At 68.5% G+C, this 26109-nt stretch carries 23 protein-coding genes; all 23 read right to left on the bottom strand.

Going from position 1 to position 26109, the window contains the following annotated elements:
• Positions 1 to 2: 2 nt before the first annotated feature.
• Positions 3 to 485 carry a transcriptional regulator NrdR gene (gene nrdR / locus QRN44_RS16235; RefSeq protein ID WP_064296987.1) on the bottom strand — a complete coding sequence of 161 codons (483 nt, stop codon included), beginning with the start codon at positions 483 to 485 and terminating at the stop codon, positions 3 to 5.
• Positions 485 to 1855: a histidinol dehydrogenase gene (gene hisD / locus QRN44_RS16230; RefSeq protein ID WP_285039633.1), complete on the bottom strand. Its 1371-nt coding sequence runs from the start codon at positions 1853 to 1855 to the stop codon at positions 485 to 487. Before hisD ends, nrdR begins: the two co-directional genes overlap by 1 nt.
• A gap of 61 nt (positions 1856 to 1916) precedes the next feature.
• On the bottom strand, positions 1917 to 5381 hold the full coding sequence (gene dnaE, locus QRN44_RS16225; RefSeq protein WP_064297037.1) for a DNA polymerase III subunit alpha: 3465 nt from the start codon (positions 5379 to 5381) through the stop codon (positions 1917 to 1919).
• A gap of 191 nt (positions 5382 to 5572) precedes the next feature.
• A complete protein-coding gene (locus QRN44_RS16220) occupies positions 5573 to 6496 on the bottom strand; it encodes an RluA family pseudouridine synthase (protein WP_121290582.1) in 924 nt (307 codons plus the stop codon).
• Positions 6493 to 7173 (bottom strand): signal peptidase II, encoded by a 681-nt coding sequence (gene lspA / locus QRN44_RS16215; protein ID WP_175115803.1) that lies wholly within the window; start codon positions 7171 to 7173, stop codon positions 6493 to 6495. The genes QRN44_RS16220 and lspA overlap by 4 nt, the downstream gene beginning before the upstream one ends.
• Positions 7133 to 7774 carry a DivIVA domain-containing protein gene (locus QRN44_RS16210; RefSeq protein WP_064296990.1) on the bottom strand — a complete coding sequence of 214 codons (642 nt, stop codon included), beginning with the start codon at positions 7772 to 7774 and terminating at the stop codon, positions 7133 to 7135. The genes lspA and QRN44_RS16210 overlap by 41 nt, the downstream gene beginning before the upstream one ends.
• A gap of 174 nt (positions 7775 to 7948) precedes the next feature.
• Entirely contained in the window at positions 7949 to 8245 is a 297-nt protein-coding gene (locus QRN44_RS16205; RefSeq protein ID WP_064296991.1) for a YggT family protein, read from the bottom strand.
• 7 nt (positions 8246 to 8252) lie between these two features.
• On the bottom strand, positions 8253 to 8768 hold the full coding sequence (locus QRN44_RS16200; protein WP_064296992.1) for a cell division protein SepF: 516 nt from the start codon (positions 8766 to 8768) through the stop codon (positions 8253 to 8255).
• A 44-nt stretch (positions 8769 to 8812) separates the two neighbouring features.
• Positions 8813 to 9526 carry a YggS family pyridoxal phosphate-dependent enzyme gene (locus QRN44_RS16195; RefSeq protein WP_285039632.1) on the bottom strand — a complete coding sequence of 238 codons (714 nt, stop codon included), beginning with the start codon at positions 9524 to 9526 and terminating at the stop codon, positions 8813 to 8815.
• Positions 9526 to 10782: a cell division protein FtsZ gene (gene ftsZ, locus QRN44_RS16190; protein WP_121290578.1), complete on the bottom strand. Its 1257-nt coding sequence runs from the start codon at positions 10780 to 10782 to the stop codon at positions 9526 to 9528. Before ftsZ ends, QRN44_RS16195 begins: the two co-directional genes overlap by 1 nt.
• A gap of 159 nt (positions 10783 to 10941) precedes the next feature.
• On the bottom strand, positions 10942 to 12036 hold the full coding sequence (locus QRN44_RS16185; RefSeq protein WP_121290576.1) for a cell division protein FtsQ/DivIB: 1095 nt from the start codon (positions 12034 to 12036) through the stop codon (positions 10942 to 10944).
• 10 nt (positions 12037 to 12046) lie between these two features.
• Complete coding sequence (gene murC / locus QRN44_RS16180; RefSeq protein ID WP_285039631.1) at positions 12047 to 13459, bottom strand: UDP-N-acetylmuramate--L-alanine ligase; 1413 nt, start codon at positions 13457 to 13459, stop codon at positions 12047 to 12049.
• 27 nt (positions 13460 to 13486) lie between these two features.
• Complete coding sequence (locus tag QRN44_RS16175; RefSeq protein WP_121290573.1) at positions 13487 to 14584, bottom strand: UDP-N-acetylglucosamine--N-acetylmuramyl-(pentapeptide) pyrophosphoryl-undecaprenol N-acetylglucosamine transferase; 1098 nt, start codon at positions 14582 to 14584, stop codon at positions 13487 to 13489.
• Entirely contained in the window at positions 14581 to 15774 is a 1194-nt protein-coding gene (ftsW, locus tag QRN44_RS16170) for a putative lipid II flippase FtsW (RefSeq protein WP_254628143.1), read from the bottom strand. The genes QRN44_RS16175 and ftsW overlap by 4 nt, the downstream gene beginning before the upstream one ends.
• Before the next feature lie 88 nt (positions 15775 to 15862).
• Entirely contained in the window at positions 15863 to 17374 is a 1512-nt protein-coding gene (gene murD, locus QRN44_RS16165) for a UDP-N-acetylmuramoyl-L-alanine--D-glutamate ligase (protein ID WP_285039630.1), read from the bottom strand.
• Positions 17371 to 18468: a phospho-N-acetylmuramoyl-pentapeptide-transferase gene (mraY, locus tag QRN44_RS16160; RefSeq protein WP_064296998.1), complete on the bottom strand. Its 1098-nt coding sequence runs from the start codon at positions 18466 to 18468 to the stop codon at positions 17371 to 17373. The genes murD and mraY overlap by 4 nt, the downstream gene beginning before the upstream one ends.
• Positions 18465 to 19871, bottom strand: coding sequence for a UDP-N-acetylmuramoyl-tripeptide--D-alanyl-D-alanine ligase (locus tag QRN44_RS16155; protein WP_121291047.1), 1407 nt, complete (start codon positions 19869 to 19871; stop codon positions 18465 to 18467). Before QRN44_RS16155 ends, mraY begins: the two co-directional genes overlap by 4 nt.
• On the bottom strand, positions 19871 to 21415 hold the full coding sequence (locus tag QRN44_RS16150) for a Mur ligase family protein (protein WP_285039629.1): 1545 nt from the start codon (positions 21413 to 21415) through the stop codon (positions 19871 to 19873). Before QRN44_RS16150 ends, QRN44_RS16155 begins: the two co-directional genes overlap by 1 nt.
• Before the next feature lie 26 nt (positions 21416 to 21441).
• The gene (locus QRN44_RS16145; protein ID WP_064297000.1) at positions 21442 to 23214 is read right to left on the bottom strand and encodes a peptidoglycan D,D-transpeptidase FtsI family protein; all 1773 of its coding nucleotides are present in this window, start codon (positions 23212 to 23214) and stop codon (positions 21442 to 21444) included.
• A 73-nt stretch (positions 23215 to 23287) separates the two neighbouring features.
• Complete coding sequence (gene ftsL / locus QRN44_RS16140; protein WP_191941137.1) at positions 23288 to 23881, bottom strand: cell division protein FtsL; 594 nt, start codon at positions 23879 to 23881, stop codon at positions 23288 to 23290.
• Complete coding sequence (rsmH, locus tag QRN44_RS16135; RefSeq protein ID WP_121290567.1) at positions 23878 to 24831, bottom strand: 16S rRNA (cytosine(1402)-N(4))-methyltransferase RsmH; 954 nt, start codon at positions 24829 to 24831, stop codon at positions 23878 to 23880. Before rsmH ends, ftsL begins: the two co-directional genes overlap by 4 nt.
• Before the next feature lie 139 nt (positions 24832 to 24970).
• Positions 24971 to 25402, bottom strand: a complete 432-nt coding sequence (mraZ, locus tag QRN44_RS16130) for a division/cell wall cluster transcriptional repressor MraZ (protein WP_064297003.1) — start codon at positions 25400 to 25402, stop codon at positions 24971 to 24973.
• Positions 25403 to 25716: 314 nt separating this feature from the next.
• Positions 25717 to 26091 carry an SCO2097 family morphological protein gene (locus QRN44_RS16125; protein ID WP_079002572.1) on the bottom strand — a complete coding sequence of 125 codons (375 nt, stop codon included), beginning with the start codon at positions 26089 to 26091 and terminating at the stop codon, positions 25717 to 25719.
• Between the last annotated feature and the right edge of the window lie 18 nt (positions 26092 to 26109).

Genomic DNA, 26109 nt, shown 5'->3' with positions numbered 1-26109 from the left:
GCTCAGAGCTCCTCGGACGGGACGGGGGCGGCGCCCGAAGCGTGCTCGACGCGCAGCAGCGCGATCGCGGACTCGAAGTCGTCGAGCGATTCGAAGGCCTGGTACACGCTGGCGAAGCGGAGGTACGCGACCTCGTCCAGCTCCCGCAGCGGTGCGAGGATCGCCAGTCCGATGTCGTTCGCGTCGATCTGCGACGCGCCGGTGGCCCGGATGGACTCCTCCACCCGCTGAGCCAGGACGGCGAGGTCCGAGTCCGTCACCGGGCGGCCCTGGCAGGCCTTGCGGACACCGCTCACGACCTTCTCCCGGCTGAAGGGCTCAACCACGCCGGAACGCTTGATCACACCGAGACTCGAGGTCTCCATGGTGCTGAAGCGCCTCCCGCACTCGGGGCACTGCCGACGTCGGCGGATGGCGAGTCCGTCGTCGCTGGTGCGGGAGTCGATCACCCGGGAGTCCGGGTGGCGGCAGAACGGGCAGTACATCAGCGGGCTCCCTCGGGGGTGGTGGGGGCGGTGGTGTCGTCCGCCGCACGGATCTCGGCATCGACGAGCCCGAATCGGGCCGTCACCGCCTCGCCGTGCGCCGGCAGGTCCTCCGAACCCGAAAGAGCGACGATGTGGGCAGAGACCTGACGGAGCGCCGGTTCGTCGTACCGGACGACCTGCTGCGGCCGGAGGAAGGTGAACGCTCCGAGGCCCGAGGAGAACCGTGCCTGGCCGCCCGTGGGGAGGACGTGGTTCGACCCGGCCAGGTAGTCTCCGAGGCTCACCGGGGTGTGATCACCGAGGAAGATCGCGCCGGCGTTCGTGATGGCGCCGAGGAGCGACTCCGGGTCGCGCGTCTGCACCTCGAGGTGCTCCGGCCCGTACGCGTTGCTGAACGCCACGGCCGCCTCCAGGTCGTCGACGAGCACGATCGCCGACTGCGGTCCGCCCAGGGCCTCGACGACGCGCGATCCGTGACGCGTGCCTGCGGCGTACCGCTGCAACCACTCCTCCACCGCGGTCGCGAGCGGCGCGCTGTCGGTGACGAGCAGTGATGCCGCCGCCTCGTCGTGTTCCGCCTGGCTCACGAGATCGGCTGCGACGAGCCGGGCATCGGCCCCGGCGTCCGCGATGACCAGGATCTCGGTGGTCCCGGCTTCGGCGTCGATCCCCACCTGCCCCTTCACGAGGCGCTTGGCGGCCGCCACGAAGATGTTGCCCGGCCCGGTCACGACGTCCACCGGGTCGAGGGCGAGGTCGGGTACCCCGTAGGCGAACGCACCGATCGCTCCGGCGCCGCCCATGGCGTAGACCTCGGTCACCCCGAGCAGCCCGGCGGCGCCGAGGATCGTCGGGTGGACGCGGCCGCCGAACTCGCGCTGCGGGGGCGAAGCGAGCGCCACGGAGCCGACGCCGGCCTCCTGGGCCGGCACGACGTTCATGACGACACTCGACGGGTAGACGGCCTTCCCGCCCGGAACGTAGAGGCCGACACGACCGACCGGTGCCCAGCGCTGCACAACGGTCGCGCCGTCGCCGAGCTCGGTCGTGCGCTCCGGCGGGACCTGCGCCCTGGTGGCCGTCCGGACCCGGTCGATGGCCTCGACGAGCGCGGCGCGCACGGCCGGCTCGAGTGCCGTGACGGCCGCGTCGATCTCGGCCTGCGGGACGCGGAGCCGCTCGGGGCGCCCCCCGTCGAACCGGTCCGCCTGCGCCAGAAGCGCCTTGGACCCGTCCGATCGGACGTCGTCGATCAGCGCCTGAGCGGCATGCGCGGCCGCGGTGATGTCGACGACGGGACGGGGCAGCATGTCCAGGAGCTCGGTGCGGCTCGGCCGCACTCCCCTGAGGTCAATGGTGGTGATCATGGCCGTCACAGCCTATCGTCCGCAGAGGACCGTCCCGGCTGCCGCCAGCGCCCGAGCGGAGTCAGCCGAGACAGTTCGGGCCGAGCAGGGACTTCAGCTCGCCGAAGAGTCCGGACGAGAGGCTGACGCGATGGGGCAGCTCGAACACCCGCGCGATCTCGCCTCGAATGAGCTTCAACCGGACCTCGGTCGACCCGGCGTGCCGCGTCAGGACGTCGCTGAGGGTGGTCACCGTCTCGGTCGTCGCCCGGGCGTCCGCCATCGACAGCTGGAGCATGCGGTCGGCACCGGCCTCTGGCAGTTCGGGCGAGAAGATGCTGTACGCGTGGAGGTTCATCCCGTCGTCTCGGACACTGACCCGCCCGCGGACCACCACGATCGAGTCGCCGACGAGTTCGGAGGCGAACTCCTGATACGCCTTGCCCATGAACATGGCGGTCATCTCGCCGCCGAAGTCCTCGACCTGGATCATGCCGTACTGGTTGCCGGAGGCCTTGGCGATCCGATGCTGGACACTCGTGACGAGCCCCGAGATCACGACGGTCTCGCCGTCCATGCCCTCGGAGGTCATGAGGTCGGTGATGGTCGTCGTGGCGTGCTTCGCCAGCTCGATCTCGAGTCCGGCCAGCGGGTGGTCCGAGACGTACAGCCCCAGCATCTCCCGCTCGAAGTTGAGTTTGTCGCGCTTGCTCCAGTCGGGACGCGCGGGGACGCTCGCGAGCGGCACCTCGCCGACCTCGGCGAACAGGCTGTCGAAGTCGAAGCCGATGCTCCCGGAGGCCTCGGCACGCTTGTCCTTCACGACCGAGTCGACGGCGTCCTCGTGGATCTCGTAGAGCGCACGTCTGCTGTCGCCCATGGAGTCGAACGCGCCGGCTTTGATGAGCGACTCGATGGTCCGCTTGTTCGCCACCGGCAGCGGCACCTTGCGGAGGAAGTCGTGGAAGGAGGTGAACCGCCCCTCGCGCTCGCGTGCCTGCCGGATGAGCTCCACGACGTTCGAACCGACGTTGCGCACGGCACCCAGGCCGAACCGGATGTCCTCCCCGACTGCGGCGAAGAACCCGATGGACTCGTTGACGTCGGGTGGCAGGACCTGGATCCCCATGCGGCGGCACTCGTTGAGGTAGAGCGCCATCTTGTCCTTGGAGTCGCCGACACTCGTCAGCAGACCGGCCATGTACTCGGCCGGATAGTGCGCCTTGAGGTACGCCGTCCAGTAGGAGATGACCCCGTAGGCGGCGGAGTGCGCTTTGTTGAAGGCGTAGTCCGAGAACGGGAGGAGGATCTCCCACAGCTTGTTGACGGCCTCCATCGAGAACCCGTTCGCGACCATGCCGCCGGAGAAGCCCTCGAACTGCTTGTCCAGTTCGGACTTCTTCTTCTTGCCCATCGCGCGACGGAGGATGTCGGCCTGTCCGAGGGAGAAACCGGCGACCTTCTGCGCGATCGCCATCACCTGCTCCTGGTAGATGATGAGGCCGTAGCTCGTCGACAGGATCTCGGAGAGCGGTTCCTCGAGCTGCGGATGGATCGGGGTGATCTCCTGCAGGCCGTTCTTCCGCAGCGCGTAGTTCGTGTGCGAGTTCGCGCCCATCGGCCCGGGCCGGTACAGGGCGATCAACGCCGAGATGTCCTCGAAGTTGTCCGGCTTCATGAGGCGGAGCAGCGCGCGCATCGGTCCGCCGTCGAGCTGGAACACCCCGAGGGTGTCGCCTCGGGACAGGAGTTCGTAGGCGCCGCGGTCGTCGAGCTCGAGATCCTCGAGGACGAGGTCGAGATCGCGGTTGCTCTTGATGTTGTCGAGGGCGTCGTTGATGATCGTCAGGTTGCGCAACCCGAGGAAGTCCATCTTGATCAATCCGAGGGACTCGCACGCCGGGTAGTCGAACTGCGTGACGATCTGGCCGTCCTGCTCGCGCTTCATGATCGGGATGATGTCGATGAGCGGGTCGCTCGACATGATCACGCCGGCCGCGTGCACGCCCCACTGACGCTTCAGGTTCTCGATGCCGAGCGCGGTCTCGAAGACGGTCCGCGCCTCCGGGTCGGTGTCGAGGATGCCACGGAGGTCGACCGCCTCCTTGTACCGCGGGTGCTTGGTGTCGAGGATGCCCTCGAGCGGGATGTCCTTGCCCATGACCGCCGGCGGCATGGCCTTCGTCAGCTTGTCGCCCATGCCGAACGGGAAGCCGAGGACGCGCGACGAGTCCTTGAGCGCCTGCTTGGCCTTGATGGTGCCGTACGTGACGATCTGCGCGACGCGCTCGTCGCCGTACTTCTCGGTGACGTACTTGATGACCTCGCCGCGGCGGCGGTCGTCGAAGTCGACGTCGAAGTCGGGCATCGAGACGCGGTCGGGGTTGAGGAACCGCTCGAAGATGAGCCCGTGGCGGAGTGGGTCGAGATCGGTGATCTGCATCGCGTACGCCGCCATGGAACCCGCACCGGAACCACGACCGGGCCCGACGCGGATGCCGTTGCGCTTCGACCACTGGATGAAGTCGGCGACGACGAGGAAGTACCCGGGGAAGCCCATCTGCACGATGACGCGCGTCTCGTAGTTCGCACGCTCGCGGACGTCGGCGGGGATCCCGTTCGGGTACCGCAGGTTCAGCCCGGTCTCGACCTCCTTGATGAACCAGCTCTCCTCGTTCTCCCCCTCCGGCACGGGGAAGCGCGGCATGTAGTTGGCCGAGGTGTCGAAGGCGACGTCGCATCGCTCGGCGATCGCGAGGGTGTTGTCGCACGCCTCGGGGTACTCGCGGAACAGCCGGCGCATCTCGTCCGCGGACTTCAGGTAGAACTCGTCGGCGTCGAACTTGAAGCGGTTCGGGTCGTTGAGCGTGGAACCGGACTGCACGCAGAGGAGGGCGGCGTGCGCTTTGGCGTCCGCAGCGTGCGTGTAGTGGAGGTCGTTCGTCGCGAGGAGCGGGAGACCAAGGTCCTTCGACAGCCTGATGAGGTCGGCCATGATCCGGCGCTCGATCCCGAGCCCGTGGTCCATGATCTCGCAGAAGTAGTTCTCCGCGCCGAAGATGTCGCGGAAGTCCGCAGCGGCCTTGACCGCCTCGTCGTACTGGCCGAGACGGAGTCTCGTCTGCACCTCGCCACTCGGGCAGCCGGTCGTCGCGATGAGGCCGGCGCTGTACTGGCTCAGGATCTCGCGGTCCATGCGCGGCTTGAAGTAGTACCCCTCGATCGACGCCTTCGACGAGAGCCGGAAGAGGTTGTGCATCCCCTCGGTCGTCTCCGAGAGCAAGGTCATGTGCGTGTAGGCGCCGGCGCCGGAGACGTCGTCTCCCCCGCCGTCGCCCCACTTGATCCGCGTCCGGTCGCCGCGCGCGGTCCCCGGGGTGATGTACGCCTCGGTCCCGATGATCGGCTTGATCCCGGCATCGGTCGCCGTGCGCCAGAAGTCGAAGGCGCCGAACATGTTGCCGTGGTCGGTCACGGCGACGGCGGGCATGCCCTGCTCGACCGCGGCCTGGATGAGCGGCTTCACGCGGGCTGCTCCGTCGAGCATCGAATACTCGCTGTGGACGTGCAGATGGACGAACGAATCGGTGGACGTGGGCACGGACGGCGCCTCCGGGGATCGTGCTGTGGGGTTCGGCGCGGACGCCGAGGTGGTCTGTGATCCAGCCTAACCGTCACCGCTGACGGTCGACTCCTGCGACGTCGTCACGCACGGCGACGGGAGGGCTGGGCGTCGGCTCAGTCGAGTTCGAGCACGGACAGGGCGTGCTGGAGGTCCGCCGGATAGGCAGCCTCGAACCGCACGAACTCCCCCGTGGCCGGGTGGGCGAACCCGAGCTTCGTGGCGTGGAGCCACTGGCGGGTGAGCCCCAGCCGCGCTGAGAGCGCAGCGTCGGCTCCGTACATCGTGTCGCCGACGCAGGGGTGCCGCTGGGCCGCCATGTGCACGCGGATCTGGTGGGTGCGGCCGGTCTCCAGGTGCACCTCGAGCAGCGAGGCATACGGGAACGCCTCGAGCGTCTCGTAGTGGGTGATCGACGGCTTGCCGTCGGCTGTCACAGCGAACCGCCAGTCGTGACGCGGATGGCGGCCGATCGGTCCGTCGATGGTGCCCGCGAGTGGATCGGGGTGCCCCTGCACCACAGCGCGGTAGATCTTCTCCACCTCGCGGTCGTGGAAGGCCCGCTTGAGCCAGGTGTATGCCCGCTCGGTCTTCGCGACGACCATGAGGCCGCTCGTCCCGGCGTCCAGCCGATGGACGATGCCTGCGCGCTCGGCGGCTCCCGAGGTCGAGATGCGGAAGCCCGCCGCCGCGAGGGCACCGAGCACCGTCGGTCCCTCCCAACCGACCGAAGGATGCGCCGCGACGCCCGCAGGCTTGTCGACGACGACGATCTCGTCGTCGTCGTGGACGACGCCGAGGTCGGGGACGGCGATCGGGACGATCACGGCCTCCCGTCGAGGCGTCCATTCGATCTCGAGCCAGGCGCCGCCGAGCAGGCGATCGGACTTGTCGACCGACTTCCCGTTCATGGCGACTCCGCCGGCCAAGGCCACCTCGGCCGCGTAGCTGCGCGAGAAGCCCAGGAGCTTGGCGAGTCCGGCGTCGACGCGCTCGCCGTCGAGTCCGTCGGGGACGTACAGGCTGCGGGACTCGTTCACGGGCGACCTGCGTCCGGGTTCGCGTCGCCAGGCTCTGCGGGATCGAGGGTGGCCGCGTCGGCTTCGGCCTCGCGGTCCTCCGCCTCCTGGGCGGCCCGTTCACTCGCTCGCGTCGTGCGCGTGCCGTCGAGGTTGACACCGAAGAGCGTCAGGAGGATGAACAGCGCCATGCTGACCACGATGCAGATGTCGGCCACGTTGTAGATCGCGGGGAGCATCCAGGGCGTCGAGATGAAGTCGACGACGTGGCCGAGGCCGAAGGACGGCTCTCGGAAGAGGCGGTCGGTCAGATTGCCGAGCACGCCGCCGAGGAGCAGACCGAAGACGATCGCCCACGCTCGCGAACGGATGCGGCGCGCGAACCAGACGATGACGATGACGACGACCGCGGCGAGGATCGAGAAGATCCAGGTGTAGCCGGCCCCCAGCGAGAAGGCGGCACCCGAATTCTTGACGAAGTACAGGACCAGAGCCTGCCCGAAGACGGGGACGGACTCACCGACCGTCAGGTTGGTGGTGACGAGGAACTTCGTGAACTGATCGGCCGAATAGGCCACGACGGCAACCAGCGCCAGGACTGCAAGAGTCCTGGCGCTGGCCTTCGACGGTGATGCGGGAGACAACCGGGTGTCTGCGCTAGACCGCTGCGCTGTCGGCGGTGACGCCGGACTTCGCATCGGGAGCGGAGCTCGACGACGAGGCGTCGAGGTCCTTCAGCTGACCCTCGATGTAGCTGCGGAGCTGCGAGCGGTACTCACGCTCGAAGTTGCGCAGCTCGTCGATCTTGTGCTCCAGCACAGAGCGCTCCTGCTCGAGGATCTGCATCTGTGCGCGCTGCTTGGCCTCGGCCTCGGCGACGACACGTGCTGCGGTCGCGTGACCTTCGGCGATGAGTGCGTCGCGACGCTGAGCGCCCTCTGCGACGTGCTCGTCGTGCAGGCGGCGCGCCAGCTGCAGGAGGTTGTTGGAGCTCTCGGCCGTGTTGTCGGTCGACTCGGCGGCAGGAGCCGCTGCGGGTGCGACGACCGGAGCCGGTGCGGGAGCGGGCTCAGCCTTCGCGAGCGCGGCGGGAGCGGAGGAGCCGCCCTTCTGCAGCTCGGCGACCTTGGCCTCGGCCGCGGTCAGCTTCTGCTGGACCTCGTCCTTCTCCTGGATGAGGCGACGCAGTTCGACGACGACCTCGTCGAGGAAGTCGTCCACCTCGTCCTGGTCGTAGCCTTCGCGGAACTTGGTCTGCTGAAACCGCTTCTGGACCACGTCTTCGGGAGTGAGCGCCATAGCGAACCACCTTCACTGTCGAATCGAAAATCTGTGTACAACGCCCCCACGCTAGCAAAGTCTGACCCAGTGGGTGAGACATGTTGTCAGCGTCGGAGCTTCCCGTCAGGTGACGGGCGTTCTATCGTAGCCGCACAATCGTCGTGAACCCTGCGCGGGCATCGACGTCGGCGGCTACAGGAGCTGGACGAGCGTCATCGCGATGATGCAACACAGCATCGTCAGCGTCCAACCGAAGTCGAGCGCGACGGGACCGACCGCGACGCGCGGCAGGACGCGGCGGAAGAACCGGATCGGCGGGTCGGTGACCGTGAAACTCAGCTCGGCGAGGACCAGGCCCACGCCCGACGGTCGCCACTGCGGGCGGAGCACCCGAGCCAGGTCGAGGATGAACCGCGCCCAGAGGACGAAGAAGTACAGGAGCAGCGCGAGATAGAGGATCGTGCCGATCACGGAGATGAGAGAAGCCACCCCTCGATTATGACTGAGCGAAGAAGGTCGCCTCGGTCGCTTCCGGTGCACCCTGCCCGTTGTCGCCGGAAACGGCGACGTGCTCGGGCGAGAGCAGGAAGACCTTGCTCGTCACTCGCTCGATCTTCCCGTAGAGGCCCTGCGAGAGGCCACTGGCGAAGTCGATGAGGCGTCGGGCGTCGCCGTCGCTCATCTGGGAGAGGTTGATGATGACCGGCACACCGTCGCGGAAGCTCTCGGCGATGATCTGAGCGTCGCGGTACTGCTTGGGGTGCACCGTGAGGATCTCGTTGAGGTCGGAGCTCGGGGCGACCGGCTGACGGACCGGGACCGGCTTGCGCAGCGGGGTCACGGGAGCGGCCTTCTCGACGCGCTCGACCCGCTCTGCGCGCTCAGGACGTTCTGCCCGGCGAGGCTCGGCCTGCTGCGTGGGCTCGGCCTGAGCAGCGTGCTGCTGCTCGTACTCGAGATCATCGTCGGCGAGCCCGAGGTACACCATGGTCTTCTTCAGTGGGTTCGACATCGTTTCCTCCGTGATCTGCGGTCCTTGCACCTTCGAGATTAACGTCACACCGGACGATTCCCGGTGATTGCCGTGCCGATGCGTAGGTGTGTCGCGCCCGCTTCGATCGCCTCGACGTAGTCGTGGCTCATCCCGATCGACAGACCGTCGGCCTGCGGAGCGAGGGATCGCACCCGCGCGGACGCCGCGACGACGCGCGCGAACGCATCGGCCGGTGGCTCGTCGAGCGGGGCGACGGCCATCACACCTCGCAGGAGCACGCCTTGGGCTTCGAGCGTCTCCGTGGCGAGCGCTTCCAGCGCCGCATCGCCGACCACGCCGCCACGACCCGGGTCGTCGGTCAGGTTCACCTGGAGGAAGACCTCGAGGAGGCGGTCCGGTGATGAGAGCGCCCGCAGGAGTTCGGGTCGGTCCACCGAGTGCACGGCGTCGACGTATCGGCGCACCTGCTTGGCCTTATTCGTCTGCAACTGGCCGATGAAGTGCCACCGCAACCCGAGTCCGGACGCAGCCTCGGCCTTGTCTCGGGCCTCCGGGTGTCGGTTCTCCCCCACGTCGGTGACCCCCGCGGCCGCGAGCTGCTGCACGAGTGCGACCGGATGGAACTTCGTCACGACGATGAGCGTCGGCTCATCGGCTCGACCGGCTGCACGGGCGGTGTCTGCGACACGGCCGCGGATCGCCGCGAGGCGATCGACCAGAGCCGGATCGGGCTCCGAAGAGCCCGATCCGGCCGGGGTGATCGAGTCGCCGCCCACTACTTCAGGAAGTCGGGGATGTCCAGCTCGCCCTCGTCGTCGAACGAGGGGTCGACGACGGCGGTCTCGACGACCGCATCGGGCTGACGGTGCGTCGCGCCGGAGAAGGGCGAGGACGCGTTCTGCCTGGAGCCCCAGTCACCGCCGGAGGCGACCGGCGCCGCAGCAGGTGCCGAGCGGTGCTCGGACGACTCGGAGGCCGGGTTGGCCGAGGTGCTGATCGGAGCACTGGGCGCCTCGTCCGAGGTGCTCATGACGCCGCCCGAGATGACCGCGTCGGCCGGCGAGGCCGCCGTCCTGGTGAGGGGCTCGCCACCGTCGAATCCGGCGGCGATGACCGTGACGCGCACCTCGTCGCCGAGGGTGTCGTCGACGACCGCACCGAAGATGATGTTCGCCTCGGGGTGCACGGCCTCCTGGACGAGTTTGGCGGCGTCGTTGATCTCGAAGATACCGAGGTTCGAGCCACCCTGGATGGACAGCAGGACACCGTGGGCGCCCTCGATGCTCGCTTCGAGGAGCGGGGAGGCGACGGCGAGTTCGGCCGCCTTGATGGCACGGTCCGCGCCACGCGAGGAGCCGATACCCATGAGGGCGGAGCCGGCTCCCTGCATGACCGACTTGACGTCGGCGAAGTCGAGGTTGATGAGGCCGGGGGTGGTGATGAGGTCGGTGATGCCCTGGACACCGGCGAGGAGCACCTGGTCGGCGGTCGCGAACGCCTCGAGCATGCTGATGCCGCGGTCGCTGATCTCCAGCAGGCGGTCGTTCGGCACGACGATGAGCGTGTCGACCTCCTCCTTCAGGCGGGCGACGCCGAGCTCGGCCTGGGCCTGACGGCGACGACCCTCGAAGCCGAAGGGCTTCGTGACGACACCGATGGTCAGCGCACCGATCGACTTCGCGATCCGCGCCACGACGGGTGCGCCACCGGTTCCGGTGCCGCCACCCTCGCCGGCGGTGACGAACACCATGTCGGCGCCGGCGATCGCCTCTTCGATCTCCTCGGCGTGATCCTCCGCCGCACGGCGTCCGACCTCGGGGTCGGCACCGGCGCCGAGGCCGCGGGTGATCTCGCGGCCGACGTCGAGCTTGACGTCGGCATCGCTCATCAGCAGCGCTTGCGCGTCCGTGTTGATGGCGATGAATTCCACGCCTCGGAGGCCGAGCTCGATCATGCGGTTGACCGCGTTGACACCGCCGCCGCCGATACCGACGACCTTGATGACGGCGAGGTAGTTCTGGTTTGTAGTCACTTCAGGCCTCCGTGAGAACTCTCAACCTCTAGTTAAGGTTTAAAGTTATGCTGCGTATGCATTTTCTGTCCTGAGCACGACGTTAGGGCCCAGCCCCGACCGTGTCGGGACGCTTCCGGGCGTGTCGGCACATCGACGGGAATATCCCGGTGCTCTTCCTCAGCGGACGATGGCGGCGGACGGCGACGACACGTCGTACTGGTTCACCTGGGACGGGTCGGTGGCCGCCATCGTGGTCGCGAGGATCCGCGCTTTCAGGACCGAGTCCTCCGCACTCCCCCACACGACCTCGGCGGGCGAGTCCACGAGCGTGAGGGTGACGTCGTCCGCGGTCGACGCCGAAACGGACGCCACGCGGGCACGCAGATCCGTCGGCAACGCCCGGATCACCGCGGCCGCGGCGACGAAGCCCTTGGAGGTCGGGCCACCGGTGACCATGAGCGTCGGATACCCGGCGATCGGCTGGTCGCTGCGCTCGATCGTGACCCCGGCGGCGTCGACCAGGGTGTACACCGATCCGGACTGCAGCACGCCCACCGGCTCGCGTTCGACGATCCGCACGACGAGTGTGCTCGGAGGCTGGGATTCGAGGGAGTAACTCGCGATGAGCGGGTATCCGACGAGCACCGCCTTGACGGCTCCCGCGTCGACCAGTGCGAGTGGGCGACCCAGCTGATCACTGAGCGCCTCGGTGATCTCGGCCTGGTTCACCCGGCTCGCACCGACGACCTCGATGGACCGGACTGCCAGCAGCGGCGAATAGGCTCCGGCGACCGAGACGACGATCAGGACGCCGAGGATCGCGGCCGCGATCACCCAAGGACGGTGGCGGCCACGCTTGCGGGCCGTGAACCGACGGATCTCCTGGCGTTCGTGACGACGTCGCAGCTTGGCGGCCTCACGCGGGGTGAGGAACGCCTCGTCAGCAGGTTCGTCCGGGCGCTCCAGGGTCACCGTCGCGGAGGCGGAGGACGTCGCCGTCGGTTTCGCATCGACCTTCGACGACGGGGACGGCGTCGCTGAGGGTGCAGCCGACCTCGATGTCGACTTCGGGCCCGACGGCCGGGCGGATGCGCCGGCACCCGACCGCTTCGGCCGGAGCCGAGCGGCGTCGAGCGCGATGACGTCCGTCTCCTGCTCGGCGACGGGCTCGGCGGTCACGCCGTCGCGGTCGACCGGGGCCGACACCGCCGGCCGTGTCTGACGCTCGGGGCGCGGACCGGCCGCGGGGTCGAAGCCGTCCGGGCGCTTCACCGGACGCCCATCAGACGGACTCGCGACCGGCGATGGCCTCGAGGAGCTGCGGAACGATCCGGTAGACGTCGCCGCATCCGAGCGTGATGACGAAGTCGCCTGGTCGCACGACCGTCGCCGTGTAGTCCGCGGCGCGCTGCCAGTCGTCGATGTACGCGACGCGGTCCGCGTCAGAGAACCGGGTCGACACGGTCGCACCGGTCACGCCGGGCTCGGGGTCCTCGCGCGCACCGTAGACCTCGAGCACGACCGTGTGGTCGGCGTACCGTTCGAGGGCGTCGGCGAACTCCTGGGCGAACAGACGGGTCCGGCTGTACAGGTGCGGCTGGTGGACGGCGATGATGCGACCGTCGCCGACCACCGTGCGCGCTGCGGCGAGGGCTGCGGCGACCTCGGTGGGGTGGTGCGCGTAGTCGTCGTAGACGCTCACACCGTCGACGACACCGTGCAGTTCGAATCGGCGCTGCGTCCCGCCGAAGGCGGTGATGCCTCGGAGCGCGTCCGCCGGATCGAATCCGACACCGACGAGGACCGCGAAGGCGCCGGCGGCGTTGATGGCGTTGTGGCGCCCGGGCACGCGGAGGGTCGCCGCGTAGCTGGTGCCCTCGTAGCTGAGCTGGAACGAGACCGGACCGGTCGAGCCGACGTCGTGCAGTCGGACGTCCGCGTCGGCGGCCTCTCCGAAGGTCAGCACGCGCTTGCCGTCGGCGGCCTCGCGAAGCGCCGGGGTGATCCGGACCGCGCCGGCGTCGTCCGAGGAGATGACGACGAGTTCGCGTGCCTGCTGGGCGAAGGTCACGAACGCCTGCTCGAACGCTTCGAGCGAGCCGTAGTGGTCCAAGTGGTCCGGGTCGATGTTCGTGATGAGCGCGACGGCCGTGTCGTAGAGCAGGAACGAACCGTCGGACTCGTCCGCCTCGACGAGGAACAGTTCTCCGGCGCCTCTGGCCGAGCTCAGCCCGAGGGATTCGATCACGCCACCGTTGACGAAGCTGGGGTCGGCGCCGAGCTCCAGGAGCGCCGTGATGATCATGCCGGTCGACGTCGTCTTCCCGTGGGCCCCCGCGACGGAGATGAGTCGCGTCCCTGAGGTCAGCCACGCGAGCGCCTGCGACCGGTGCAGGATCGTCAGACCCCGTTCCTTCGCGAGCAGGTACTCGGGGTTGTCCGCCCACAGCGCTCCGGTCACGACGAGGGTGTCCGCATCACCGACGTTCTGCGCATCGTGGCCGATGGCGACCGGGACCCCGAGTTCGCGCAGGGCGTCGATGTTCTTCGACTCGCGTACGTCCGAGCCGGTCACGCGTGATCCGGCGCTCACGAACAACCGTGCGATGCCGCTCATCCCGCTGCCGCCGATGCCGACGAAGTGCACGACGCCGAGGTCGGCGGGGATCTCGACGGTGGGGTCTGGCTTGATCACGGTGTCACGCTTTCTGGGAAGACTGGATCACCGGCCGCGCACGCGCTGCACCGATGGTTGGAGCGCCTCATCGATGAGGGCGATGACGCGAGCCGTGCCGTCGGAGACACCGACGCTCTTGGATTGGGCGGCCAGGTCGTCGACCCGGTGCCGATCGCTCAGCAACGGGACGAGGTGCTCATGCACCCAGGCCGGCACGAACTGCGCGTCATCTACCATAACCGCTCCCCCGGCCCGAACGACGTCGGCCGCGTTGAAGCGCTGCTCACCGTTGCCGACCGGATAGGGCACGTAGACGGCCGGCAGCCCGACCGCACACAGCTCGCTGACCGTGGCGCTGCCCGCACGCGACACCGCGAAGTCGGCTGCGGCGATGGCGAGCTCCATCCGGGAGCAGTACTCGAGCAGGTGGTAGTGGTCGACACCCGGATCCGAGATCTCGCTCTTCGCACCCGTGATGTGGAGCACCTGCCAGCCGGCCGCGACGACGTCCTCGGCGCTCTGACTCATCGTCGCGTTGATCCGTCTCGCGCCGAGCGAACCGCCGGTGACGAGCAGCAGCGGTCGGTCCGACACGAGGCCGAACTCGGCGAGGGCCGCCGGCCGGAGCGTCTCGCGGTCCAACCCCTCGATCTCGCGACGCAGCGGCATGCCGACGAAGCGTGCGTTGCGGATGGGCGTGTGGTGGAAGGCGACGCCGACGTAGGGCGTGTACCTCGCACCGAGTCGGTTCGCGAGGCCTGGACGCGCGTTCGCCTCGTGGATGACCAGCGGGACCCCGGCGCGCCTGGCCGCCGTGTACGCCGGCGCGGCCGCGTAGCCACCGAAACCGATCACGACGTCCACGCGGTGCTCGCGGATCATCGCGACGACGGCTGCGACCGCCCGGCGGAGGCGACCGGGGAAGCGGAGTGCGTCGATGTTCGGACGGCGGGGGAAGGGCAGTTTGGGGATCGTGAGCAACTCGTAACCGCGTTCCGGGACGAGTCGAGCCTCGAGGCCCTCCGCCGTGCCGACGACGAGGATCGTCGCTTCAGGGTCTCTGGCGCGGAGTCCGTCGGCCACCGCCAACAGCGGATTGACATGGCCGGCGGTGCCGCCGCCGGCGAGGAGGTAGGTGGTCATCGGGTGACTCCGGAGGATTGGGGACGTCGAGCGGGTGATCGGCGGGACTGCTGGGGCGTGGGACGCCCCCGCTCCCGGGCGAACGACAGGACGATCCCGATCGCGACGAGGGTGGTGAGCAGCGCCGTGCCACCCGAGGACAGGAGCGGTAACGGCACGCCGAGCACCGGGAGGACTCCGAGGACGACGCCGATGTTCACGAGTGCCTGGCCGATGATCCAGGCCATGATGGCGCCGGTGGTGATCCGGACGAAGGAGTCGTCGCTGGTACGGATCACCCGGATGAACATGACGGCGAGGAAGACGAACAGTCCGAGGACGAGGACGGCGCCGATGAGGCCCAGCTCCTCGCCGATCGCCGCGAAGATGAAGTCGTTCGAGATCGCCGGCAGCCACCCGTACTTCGCGCGCGAGTTGCCGAGACCGACGCCCCAGAGGCCGCCGTTCGCCAGGGCCCACGTGCCGTGGGTCGACTGCCAGTCGGCGTTCTCGTAGTCGCCCTTGCCGTCGCCGAAGAACGCCATGATGCGCTGCATGCGGTTGGCGCTCGTGACGGCCATGATGAGGAACAGCACGGCCCCGGCGACCACCGGGATCGCGATGTAGCGCAGTCGCACTCCCGCGAAGTACAGCGCCGAGAACACGATGAGTGCCATGATCACGACGGTACCGAGGTCGCCACCGAGCAGGACGAGGCCGATGGAGAGACCGGCGAAGGGGATGACCGGGATCAGGGCGTGCTTCCACTCGAGGAGACGCGGCTGCTTGATCGTCAGCACGAGCCCGAGCCACACGACCAGCGCGAGCTTGACCGCTTCCGAGGGCTGCGCGGTGAAGCCGCCGATCTCGATCCAGTTGCGGTTGCCGCCGATCTCGTAGCCGAGCGGTGTGAAGACGAGCAGTTGCAAGCCCATGGCGACGAGGAGGAACACCCACGCCCACTTCTTCCAGAACCGTGCCGGGAAGCGGCTCACGATCAGCATGAGCGGGACACCGATCATCGCGAACGTCGCCTGGCGCCAGAACAGCCCGAAATACCCGTCGCCGGCCTCGTAGGACTCGACGGAGGACGAGGACAGCACCATGACGAGGCCGAGCCCGACGAGGAAGAGGGTGACGCCCAGCAGGAGGAAGTAGTTCTTCGACTCCGGACGCAGCACCTTGCCCAGCGAGATCCGCGCACTCGACATGCCTCTCGGCGACGTCGGCGCGTCGGGTGTCCCACTACCTGAGGCGGTCGCCGTCATCCGGGACGACGACGACCGCACGCGGCGCGGGTCAGCGCGAGGCGGATCGATCATCCGCCTCACCTCCCAGCTCTGCTTCGACGGCGGCCTGGAACAGGCGACCACGGTGCCCGTAGTCCGTGAACTGGTCCATCGAGGCGGCTGCAGGAGCGAGGAGCACGGTGTCCCCTGCCTGCGCGACCTCGGCGGCCCGGCGAACGGCCTCCGGCATGACGTGTTCAGTCTCCGCTGCGTCGACCTCGATGACGGTCAGCGTCGGCGCGTGTCGCGCGAATGCCGCGAGGACCTCCGAGCGGTCGGCGCCGATCACGACGGCCGCGCGCAGGTGGTCGGCGTGCCGCTCCACCAGGCGATCGATCGAGACGCCCTTCAACAGGCCTCCGACGATCCACACCACCGAGCGGTAGGCGGCGAGCGATGCGTCGGCGGCGTGCGGGTTGGTGGCCTTCGAGTCGTCGATCCAGTCCACCTCGAGTCTCCGGGTGATGAGCTGGATCCGGTGCGCGTCCAGGCCGAACGACAGCAGGGTGTCGCGCACGGCCTCGACCGTGATGCCGGCGGCCCGGGCGAGTGCGGCTGCCGCCAGGATGTTGGCGACGATGTGCGGGGCGGCGAGCCCGCGCTGGGCGAGCGCTTCGACCGTCGTGATCTCGAGGGCGCTCGTCCGACGGTCGTCGAGGAACGCGCGGTCGACCAGAATGCCGTCGACGACGCCGAAGTCGCTCGGTCCGGGGACGTCGAGGCCGAACCCGACGGCGCGGGCGCCGTCGACGACCTCGGCCTCCTCGACCATCGACATCGTCGCCGCGTCAGCGCGGTTGTAGACGCACGCGACCTTCGTGTTCTCGTACACCACGGCCTTCGCCGCCCGGTACGCCTCGGCGGAGCCGTGCCAGTCGAGGTGGTCGTCGGCGAGGTTCAGGCAGACGCTGGCGAGCGGTGAGACGATGCTCCGACCGCCCTGCAGGCCGAGGGTGTGCAACTGGTAACTGGAGAGCTCGACGACGAAGAAGTCGAAGCCCTGCGGATCACGGACGGCGTCCAGGACCGGGACACCGATGTTGCCGCAGGGCGCCGCGCGGAAACCCGCCTCGACGAGCATCGACGCCGTCAGCTGAACGGTGGTGGTCTTGCCGTTCGTACCGGTGACGCAGATCCACTCGGCCGGCGTGCCGACCTTGTCGCGGACCCGCCAGGCGAGTTCGATGTCGCCCCAGACGGCGACCCCCGCCGCCTGCGCCCAGGTGACCACGGCGTGGTCGGGGTGGAATCCGGGTGAGACGACGACGAGCTCCGGAGCGAACTCCACGAGCTCGGACGGCACGGTCGACAGGTCCCGCTGGATGAGCCGCGCACCGATGACGCCGACGAGTTCGGCGCGTTCGTCCGCCGCCTCGCCTGCCAGGACCAATACCTCCGAGCCGAGCTCGGCGAGGGTGTCGGCGACGGAGAACCCGGTCATCCCGAGTCCCAGGACGGCGACCCGCAGACCACGCCAGTCGGCGTGCCAGCTGCGGAGCCCGTCGAGGCGCTCAGCGCTCATCGGCTCAGCCACTCGAGGTAGAAGGAACCCACACCCGCGGCGACGAGCAGACCGCCGATGATCCAGAAGCGGACGACGACGGTGACCTCGGCCCAACCCTTGAGCTCGAAGTGATGGTGGATGGGGCTCATGAGGAAGATGCGCTTGCCGTGGGTCGCCTTGAAGTAGACCCGCTGGACGATCACGGAACCGGCCTCGATGACGAAGAGACCACCGACGAGCACCAGGAGGAGCTCGGTCTTGCTGAGGATGGCCAGAGCCGCGAGCGCTCCACCGAGCGCCAACGACCCGCTGTCACCCATGAAGATCTGCGCCGGCGAGGTGTTCCACCAGAGGAACCCGATGAGCGCACCCACGATCGCCGCTGCGACCACGGCGAGGTCGAGTGGATCCCTGACGTCGTAACACTTGTAGGCGACGTCGGAGGCGAGCGAGGAGCTGAAGCACGACTGGTTGAACTGCCAGAAGCCGATGATGATGTACGAGCCGATCGCGAGGATCGAGGCGCCGGTGGCGAGCCCGTCGAGCCCGTCGGTGACGTTCACGCCGTTCGACGTCGCGGCCACGATCACCGAGGTCCAGAGGATGTACAGCAGGATGCCGATCACCGGGATGCCGATCGCCATGAAGTTGATCGGGATGTCGCGGATGATCGAGATGTTCGTCGACGCCGGGGTGAACCCCTCGGTGTTCGGGAAGTTGATCGCGAGGACGGCGAAGACCGTCGCGACGATGAGTTGCCCGGCGACCTTCGCCCACCCGCCGAGGCCGAGGCTCTGCTTCTTCCGGACCTTCAGGAAGTCGTCGATGAATCCGACGATGCCGAGGCCGACCATCATGAGCAGGACCAGGAGCGCCGAGACGCCGACCTGTTCCTGGAAGATCAGATAGCTCGCGAAGAAACCGACGAGGGTGCCGACGATGATGATGACGCCGCCCATCGTCGCGGTCCCGCGCTTCGTGTGGTGGCTCTGCGGCCCGTCGTCACGGATGAACTGGCCCCAGGCCAGCTTGCGGAACGCTCTGATGAACAGCGGGGTCAGGAAGAGGGAGAACGCCAGCGAGATCGCTCCCGCAGCCAACAGGACTCTCATGCGTACAACTCCCCCAGTCGATCGCCCAACAACCGGAGTCCGGCCGCGTTGGACGATTTGACGAGCACGGTGTCGCCCGGGGCGATCTCCGCGCTCAAGTACGCGAACGCCTCGTCCGCGGTCGCGAAGTACACCGACTCCCCGTCCCACGACCCTTCGTTGATCGCGGTGATGTGCATGCGGCGGGCCTCGGGGCCGACCACGACGAGGCGGCCGATACCGAGCCGGACGACCTGGAGCCCGATCCGGTCGTGTTCCTCGCCCGCCCAGTCGCCCAGTTCGCTCATGGCGCCGAGGACCGCGATGGTCCGGCCACGTTCAGCACCGATCTGGGCGAGGGTCCGGATGGCGGCCGACATCGAGTCGGGGCTGGCGTTGTAGGCGTCGTTGATGATGGACACGTCGTCGCGTCCGCCGAGGGGCTCCATCCGCCAGCGCTCCGCCCGACTCACGCTCTCGAGGGCGTCGACGATGAGGTCGATCTCCACACCGAGTTCGTGGGCGGCTGCGGCCGCGGCGAGGGCGTTCATGACGTGGTGCTCACCGAGCACCTTGAACCGGACGGGCGCAGAGGAACCGTCGGGCAGGTGCAGCGTGAACGCGGTTCCGGACGCCGTCGCGACGATGTCGGTCGCGCGAACGGCGGCGCGGTCGTCGAGGCCGAACCACAGCACGCGTGCCTGGGTGGCATGCGCCATACCGGCCACCCGTGGATCGTCGAGGTTGAGGACGGCGACGTCCTCCGGGAGCAGCTCGGACACCATCTCGGTCTTCGCCGTGACGGTCGCTTCGATCCCGCCGAACTCCCCCGCGTGCGCGAGTCCGACCTTGAGGACCACGCCGATGTCGGGCTTCGCCATGCGGATGAGTCGGGCGATCTCACCGATGCCGCTGGCACCCATCTCCGCGACGAGGAATCGCGTGTCGTTCGTCACGCGCAGCATGGTGATCGGCGCTCCGACCTCGTTGTTGAAGGAGGCCTTGGGGCTGACCGTCTCCCCGACGCGCTCGAGGACCGCGGCGAGGAGGTTCTTGGTCGTGGTCTTGCCGTTGGAGCCGGTGATACCGACGATCCGGAGTCGTCCGAGCGCGCGCACCCTCGTGATGACCTCGGTGGCGAGGGCACCGAGCGCGGTCACGGAGTTCTCGACGACGATCTGCGGCACGGCGACGGCCAGTTCCCGTTCAACGATGAGCAGGGCGGCGCCGTTGGCGACCGCCGCATCGGCGAACAGGTGTCCGTCGGTCTCCTCGCCGGGCTTCGCGACGAAGATGTCGCCGGGCGTGATGAGTCGGGAGTCGGTGTCGGCGACGCCGGACACGACGAGGCCGGGGTCCGCCGGACCGGGGATCAGTCGGCCGTCGGTCGCCGCGGCGATCTCGGTGAGGGTCAGGTCGATCATCAGAGCCACCCTGCCTCACGCAGCGCGTCGCGCGAGTCGTCGCGCGCCGAGTACGGGAGCTTCACGCCGGCCACCTCGTGGTAGTCCTCGTGCCCGGGTCCGGCGTAGAGGATGGTGTCGCCCTGACCGGCCAGCGCCAGCGCCGTGCGGAACGCGGTCGCCGGGTCGGCGACCTCGTGCAGCTCGCCGTCCGGTGCGGCTTCGCGGGCGGCCTCGAGGAGCACGCGTCGGATCGACGCCGGGTTCTCGCTCCGGGGATGGAAGTCGGTGACCACCACGATGTCGGCACCCCGGGCCGCGATCGCGCCCATGTCGCGACGCTTCGTCGTGTCGCGGTCTCCGTCGGCGCCGAACACCATGATGACGCGGCCCGGCGTGACGGCGCGGATGGCCGCGAGGGTGTTGAGGAACGCGTCGGGGCTGTGCCCGTAGTCGATGTACACGACCGGGCCGCGGTCGCCGCTGATCCGCTCGGCACGCCCGGGGATGTAGGCGTCGATCCCACCGTCCCGTTCGAGGGCCTGGGCGATCATGTCGAACTCCACACCGGACTCGACGAGCATCACGATCGCGAGCGCGGCGTTCGCCGCCATGAACCAGCCGAGCAGCGGCACGCTCGTCACGAGCACCTGGTCGCCGGGGCCGTCGAGGCGGAACGTCGTGGAACCGGCGGTCTCCTCGAGGATCGTCATGCGCCAGTCGGCGTCGACCTCCGGGCGGGTCGTCAGGGTCGTCACCGGGATCCGGCTCTGCTCGACGAGTCGACCGCCCCACTCGGAATCGATCGTGACCACTCCTCGTCGGGCGCGATCGGGCTCGAACAGCTCCCGCTTGGCCGCGAAGTACTCGTCGAAGTCGCCGTAGTCGTCGAAGTGGTCGTGACTGAGGTTGGTGAAGCCGACGACGTCGAAGACGATGCCGTCGACGCGGTGCCTCGTCAGCGCCTGGGCGGAGACCTCGATGGCGACCGCGCGCACCTCGGACTCGCGCATGCGCGCGAGCAGCGCGTGGAGCTCGCTGGCCTCCGGCGTGGTGAGGGAGCTCGTCACCGCGAGGTCGCCGATGCGCCGCTCCGCGGTCGAGCTCAGCCCGGCGACGATCCCGAGTTGCGCGAGCATGCCGCTCAGGAGGTAGACCACGCTCGTCTTGCCGTTGGTGCCGGTCACGCCGAACAGCGTCGGCGGCTCCTCGGCGGTGCGGTAGACCCAGGCGGCGAGGTGGCCGAGGGCGGCACGCGGCTCCGGCACGACGATGATCGGCAGACCGGCCGCTGCGGCCAGGTCTCGTCCGGCGTCGTCCGTGAGCACTGCGACAGCGCCGCGTTCCTTCGCCTGCTCGGCGTACGCGGCACCGTGGGCGCGGACACCCGGCATGCCGATGTAGAGGTCACCGGGCTCGACGGCACCGGAGCTCAGACTGACGCCGCTGATCTCCACGCCGTCGGCCGAGCCGTGCAGGTCGAGGTCGAATTCGGTCACCAGCTGCGAGAGCGCCCGCCGTTGCGGATGTTCCGGCCTGAGGCTGATCGGGCCCTGATTGTTCACGCTGAGCCCATCCTTCATGAGGTCGTTCAAAATCTGAGCGGCAGGTTCGGTGCCGGCTCCGTGGACGGCTGCACTCCCCTGCTCTTCAGCACCTGGGTGGTCACATCCCGGAAGATGGGAGCGACTGCAGCCGATGAATTCATCTTAACCGGGTCGGCCAGGTTCACCGAAACGACGAACTGCGGCGCTTCCGCAGGCGCGAAACCGGCCATCGAGACGAGGTAGCTCGAGCTGTAGCCACCGTCGCCGTCGGGCTGCTGTGCGGTACCGGTCTTCATGGCCACCCGGTAGCCGGGGACGTCGACGTTCTTGGCGACCCAGCTCTCCTGGTCGACCATCTCGAGCATGTCGCTGACCTGCTTCGCCGCGTCGGCGGAGACGACCTGGGTCCCGGTCGCGTCGGGGACGTCGGTCATGGTGCCGTCGGCGTTCCGGCACCCCTCGACCAGCTGGACGGGCATGCGGACACCGCCGTTCGCGATCGTCTGGTACAGGCTGGCGCCCTGGATCGCGGTCGTCGAGAAGCCCTGACCGAACATGGTCGCGTAGTCCGTCTGGTTGTCCCAGTCCGCAGGGTCCGCCATGAGGCCACCGGACTCGCTCGGGAAGCCGACCTCGGTCTTCTGGAGCTGACCGAACTTCTGGAAGTACGCGTAGCGGGTGTCGGCGCTCATCTTCTCGCCGAACTGCGAGATCCCCGTGTTGGACGATTCGACCATGACACCCGACAGGGTGAGGTTCAGATCCGCGTGGAACTCGCTGTCGTTGATGTCGGCACCGTTCGAGGGCTTGTACCGGAACGGAGCGACCACCTGGGAGTTCGGATTCGCGACACCCTGGTCGATGAGCGCCGCGGCGGTGAGTGACTTGTACGTCGATCCCGGTTCGAACGGCGCGGCGAAGGCCCGTGAGCCTCGGTCCTCGGACGGCGTCGCGCTGACGTTGCCGGGGTCGACGGCCGGGTACTCGGCGACGGCGAGGAGCTTGCCGGTCTTGACCTCCATCACCGTGACGACGCCCCAGCTCGCACCGACCGCTTCGGCCTGTGCGGCGAGCGACTGCTGCGAGAACCACTGGATGTCCTTGTCGAGCGTGAGCACGACGTCGCCGCCGTCCTTCGCCGGCTTCGTCACCGTGGTGCCGGGGAGCGGGAGACCGCCGCTGCCCTTCTCGTACGTCGTGCGACCGTCCTTGCCGGCGAGGCAGGAGTTCTCCATGAGTTCGACGCCCGCCTGGGCCTCGCCCTCCTCGCCCACGAAGCCGACGATGTTGCCGGCGACCGCACCGTTCGGGTACACCCGGTAGGGCTCCTCCTTGAAGGTCGTCCACGGGATCTCCAGCGCCTTGAGCGCTCGGAGCTGGTCGAGCGTGAGCTTCTTCGCGATGAGGGCGTAAAGCGAGTCCTTGTCCGCGGCGAGGGCATCCGTGATGAGCGCGAGGACCTCCGGACCGGGCTTGCCGATGATCGCGCCGATCTCGTTCGTCGCCTGCTCGAGGGTGATCGTCTGCTCAGCGCCGTCGACGTCGCGTTCGAACGGACCGGCGTCCTTCGGAGATGCCGCCATGCTGTACCGCATGACCGCTTCGGCGAGCACCGAACCGTCGGAGGCGAGGATGTTGCCGCGGGTGGCGAGGATCGTGTCACCCGTCTCGGTCTTCTCGAGGGATTCGGCGCTCAAGGCACTCGCGCGGACCACTTGGATGTCCACCAGACGCAGGACGAAGAGCGTCATCACGATGGAGACCGCGACGATGGTGAACGCGAGGCGTCGGCGCGTGGTCTTCGTGTGTCTCACCATGATGCCCGCACCGCGTCCTCTCCCGACGTCGCACCTCCGAGCAGGGCGTCGTCCTCCACCGTGAGCCGTCCGGTCATCGTGTGGTCGGCGACGGCAGCCCGTCCTGCAACGGTACGGGCGGGGTGACCGCTTCCTGGCTCGACGCGCCGTCTGCGGCGGCGGCGTTCTGCCCGCCGACGAGCGGGAGCGTCGCGGCCTGTGCGTTCGGCACGAGGGCGGCGTTGAAGATCGGACTCGTGCTCGCCGACGCCGGCGTGGGCGTCCCCAGCACGGCACCGTCGGAGAGTCGGAGGTAGGTCGGGAGCGAGTTGCCCACCATGCCGAGTGCCTGCGCGTTCACGGCGAGGTACTGGGGCGAGGCCAGGCGGTCGAGGTCCTCGGCCAGCGCGGCCGAGGTGCGGCCGAGTTCGACCTGCTTCCCCTCGAGCTGCTGGATCTGGTACGCGCCCTGGCTCAACCCGACGCTGAGGAGCAACTGACCGACGACGATGGCGACGACCGCACCGACGACGACGACCGCGTACATCGGCCGTGGTCGGAGCTTCGAGCGCGCCCCGGTCGTGACCGCACGGATGTGCTGCCGTTCGGGGGCCGTCCGGGTCGGCTGCGGCCGAGCGCGTCCGAGCCGTTCTGGTGCGAGATCGAGTGCTGCGGTCGCTCCGCTCATGCTGGCCTCCTCAGCCGTTCGGCCGCGCGGAGTCGCACGGGTTTCGCTCTGGGGTTCTCGTCGATCTCGGCCTCGGTGGCGAGTTCGGCGCCCTTGACAAGGAGCTTCAGCTCCGCACTGTGTTCCGGGAGTTCGACGGGCAGACCCGCCGGAGTTGTCGACTTCGCCCGGGCCTGGAGCTCGCGCTTGACGATCCGGTCCTCGAGCGACTGGTAGGACAGGAACACGATCCGTCCTCCGACCCGAAGCAGGTCGAGCGCGCGGGGCACGGCGGACTCGAGGACCGACAGCTCCGCGTTGACCTCGATGCGCAGCGCCTGGAAGACCCGCTTGGCCGGATGGCCGGTGCGACGTGCGGCCGCCGGCGTGGCCCGATCGATGAGCTCGACGAGCTGACCGGAACTCGTCAGGGGTCGCTGCTGGCGTTCCTCGACGATGCGGCGCGCGTAGCGCTGCGCCAACTTCTCGTCGCCGTACTCCCAGAAGATCTTCCGAAGCGCGACCTCGTCGTAGGTGGCGAGGATCGTCTCCGCCGTCAGCTCGCTCGAGGCGTCCATCCGCATGTCGAGAGGAGCGTCCTGCGAGTACGAGAAGCCGCGTTCGGTCCGATCGAGTTGCAGCGAGGAGACACCGAGGTCGAACAGGATGCCGTCCACCTGTGGGAAGCCGAGCTCCTCAGCGGCCTCGTCGATGTCGTCGTAGACGGCTTTGACGAACCGGGCTCGCGACCCGAAGCGCTCGAGCCGCTCCTGGGCGATGTCGAGTGCATCGAGGTCGCGGTCGAGCCCGATGAGGGTCAACTGCGGGAACCGCTCGAGCATCGCTTCGGCGTGCCCCGCCATGCCGAGCGTGGCGTCGATGAGGACCGCGCCCTCGTGTGACACGGCGGGGGCGAGCAACTCGATGCATCGCTCGAGGAGGACCGGGGTGTGGATGTCGTCGATGGCCATATGCGTAATCCGGACGGTCCCTGACCCCTGATCCCCATCCGTTCCGACCTGGCACCGGGGAAGTGTGTCAGGGCGGGCTCCGACCTGGCACCGGGGAAGTGTGTCAGGGCGGGACGGCTGGGAGTCAGGGGGCAGGGCACTAGAAGAGTCCGGGGATCACCTCCTCGGCGGTCTCGGAGAAGACGCTCTCCTGTTCGGCGAGGTAGGACTCCCATGCCTCGGCGTCCCAGATCTCCGCGCGGCTGCCGGCGCCGATGACCACGAGGTCGCGGCTGAGCCCGGCGTACTGGCGGAGGTTGGACGGAATGGTCACGCGGTGCTGCTTGTCGGGGGTCTCGGCGCTCGCTCCGGAGAGGAACACGCGCAGGTAGTCGCGGGCCTGCTTGCTGGTGACCGGAGCCTGGCGGATCTTCTCGTGGAGCGCCTCGAACTCTCGCGTGCTGAAGACGTAGATGCAGTGCTCTTGGCCTCGGGTCATGACGACCCCGCCGGAGAGCTCATCGCGGAACTTCGCCGGCAGGATGATGCGGCCTTTTTCGTCGAGTTTGGGGGCGTGACTACCGAGGAACATACGCCCCCGCCCCCAATCGTTCTGGCCAACATCTTGGTTGGGCTCCACTTTACTCCACTTTGCCCCACCAATGCAGCACATTCCCCCACATTGGCTCGATTACCCACGAAAAAACCCCGCAAAGTCAGCGCTTTGCGGGGTGGAGGGAAATGGAGGGACTTCGCCCTATCCGGAACGGTCAGGGAGGGCCTGAAACGACGAAACGGGGCCGATCCGAAGATCGGCCCCGTTCGGAGTCGTGGTGCGGCGGCGCCGCGAGGGAGGGAAGTGGAGTCAGGCGGCCGGACGCGGAGCGACCGGGAGGCGCGGCATCGTTACTGCTCGTCGCCAGACTGACGCTTGTCCCAGCGGTCGTTGAAGCGGTCCATCAGACGGGACGACTTCTGACCGGCCGGAGCAGCCTGACGAGGCCGCGGCTGTTCGAGTGGAGCCCGGGTCGGTTTGGTCGCCACGAGCACGCCCGTGAGCATGATCGCGAACCCGAGCAGACCGACGATGGGCTGCTGGATCACGACTCCGAGCACGAGGCCGATCGCCCCGACCACCGCGATGAGGGAGCCGAGCGCGATTCCGCGGTAACTCGGTTTGCCCGCTCCAGCGCTGACCTTGGAGACGAAATCGGCATCGCTGCGGTAGAGGTGGCGTTCCATCTCATCGAGGAGCCGTTGCTCCTGCTCTGAAAGTGGCATCTGATTCCCCTCAAGGTC

Origin of the sequence: Plantibacter sp. lyk4-40-MEA-4, assembly GCF_030209415.1 — a bacterium.
GTDB lineage: Bacteria > Actinomycetota > Actinomycetes > Actinomycetales > Microbacteriaceae > Plantibacter > Plantibacter flavus_A.
This window is presented reverse-complemented; position numbering and strand designations above follow the sequence as displayed.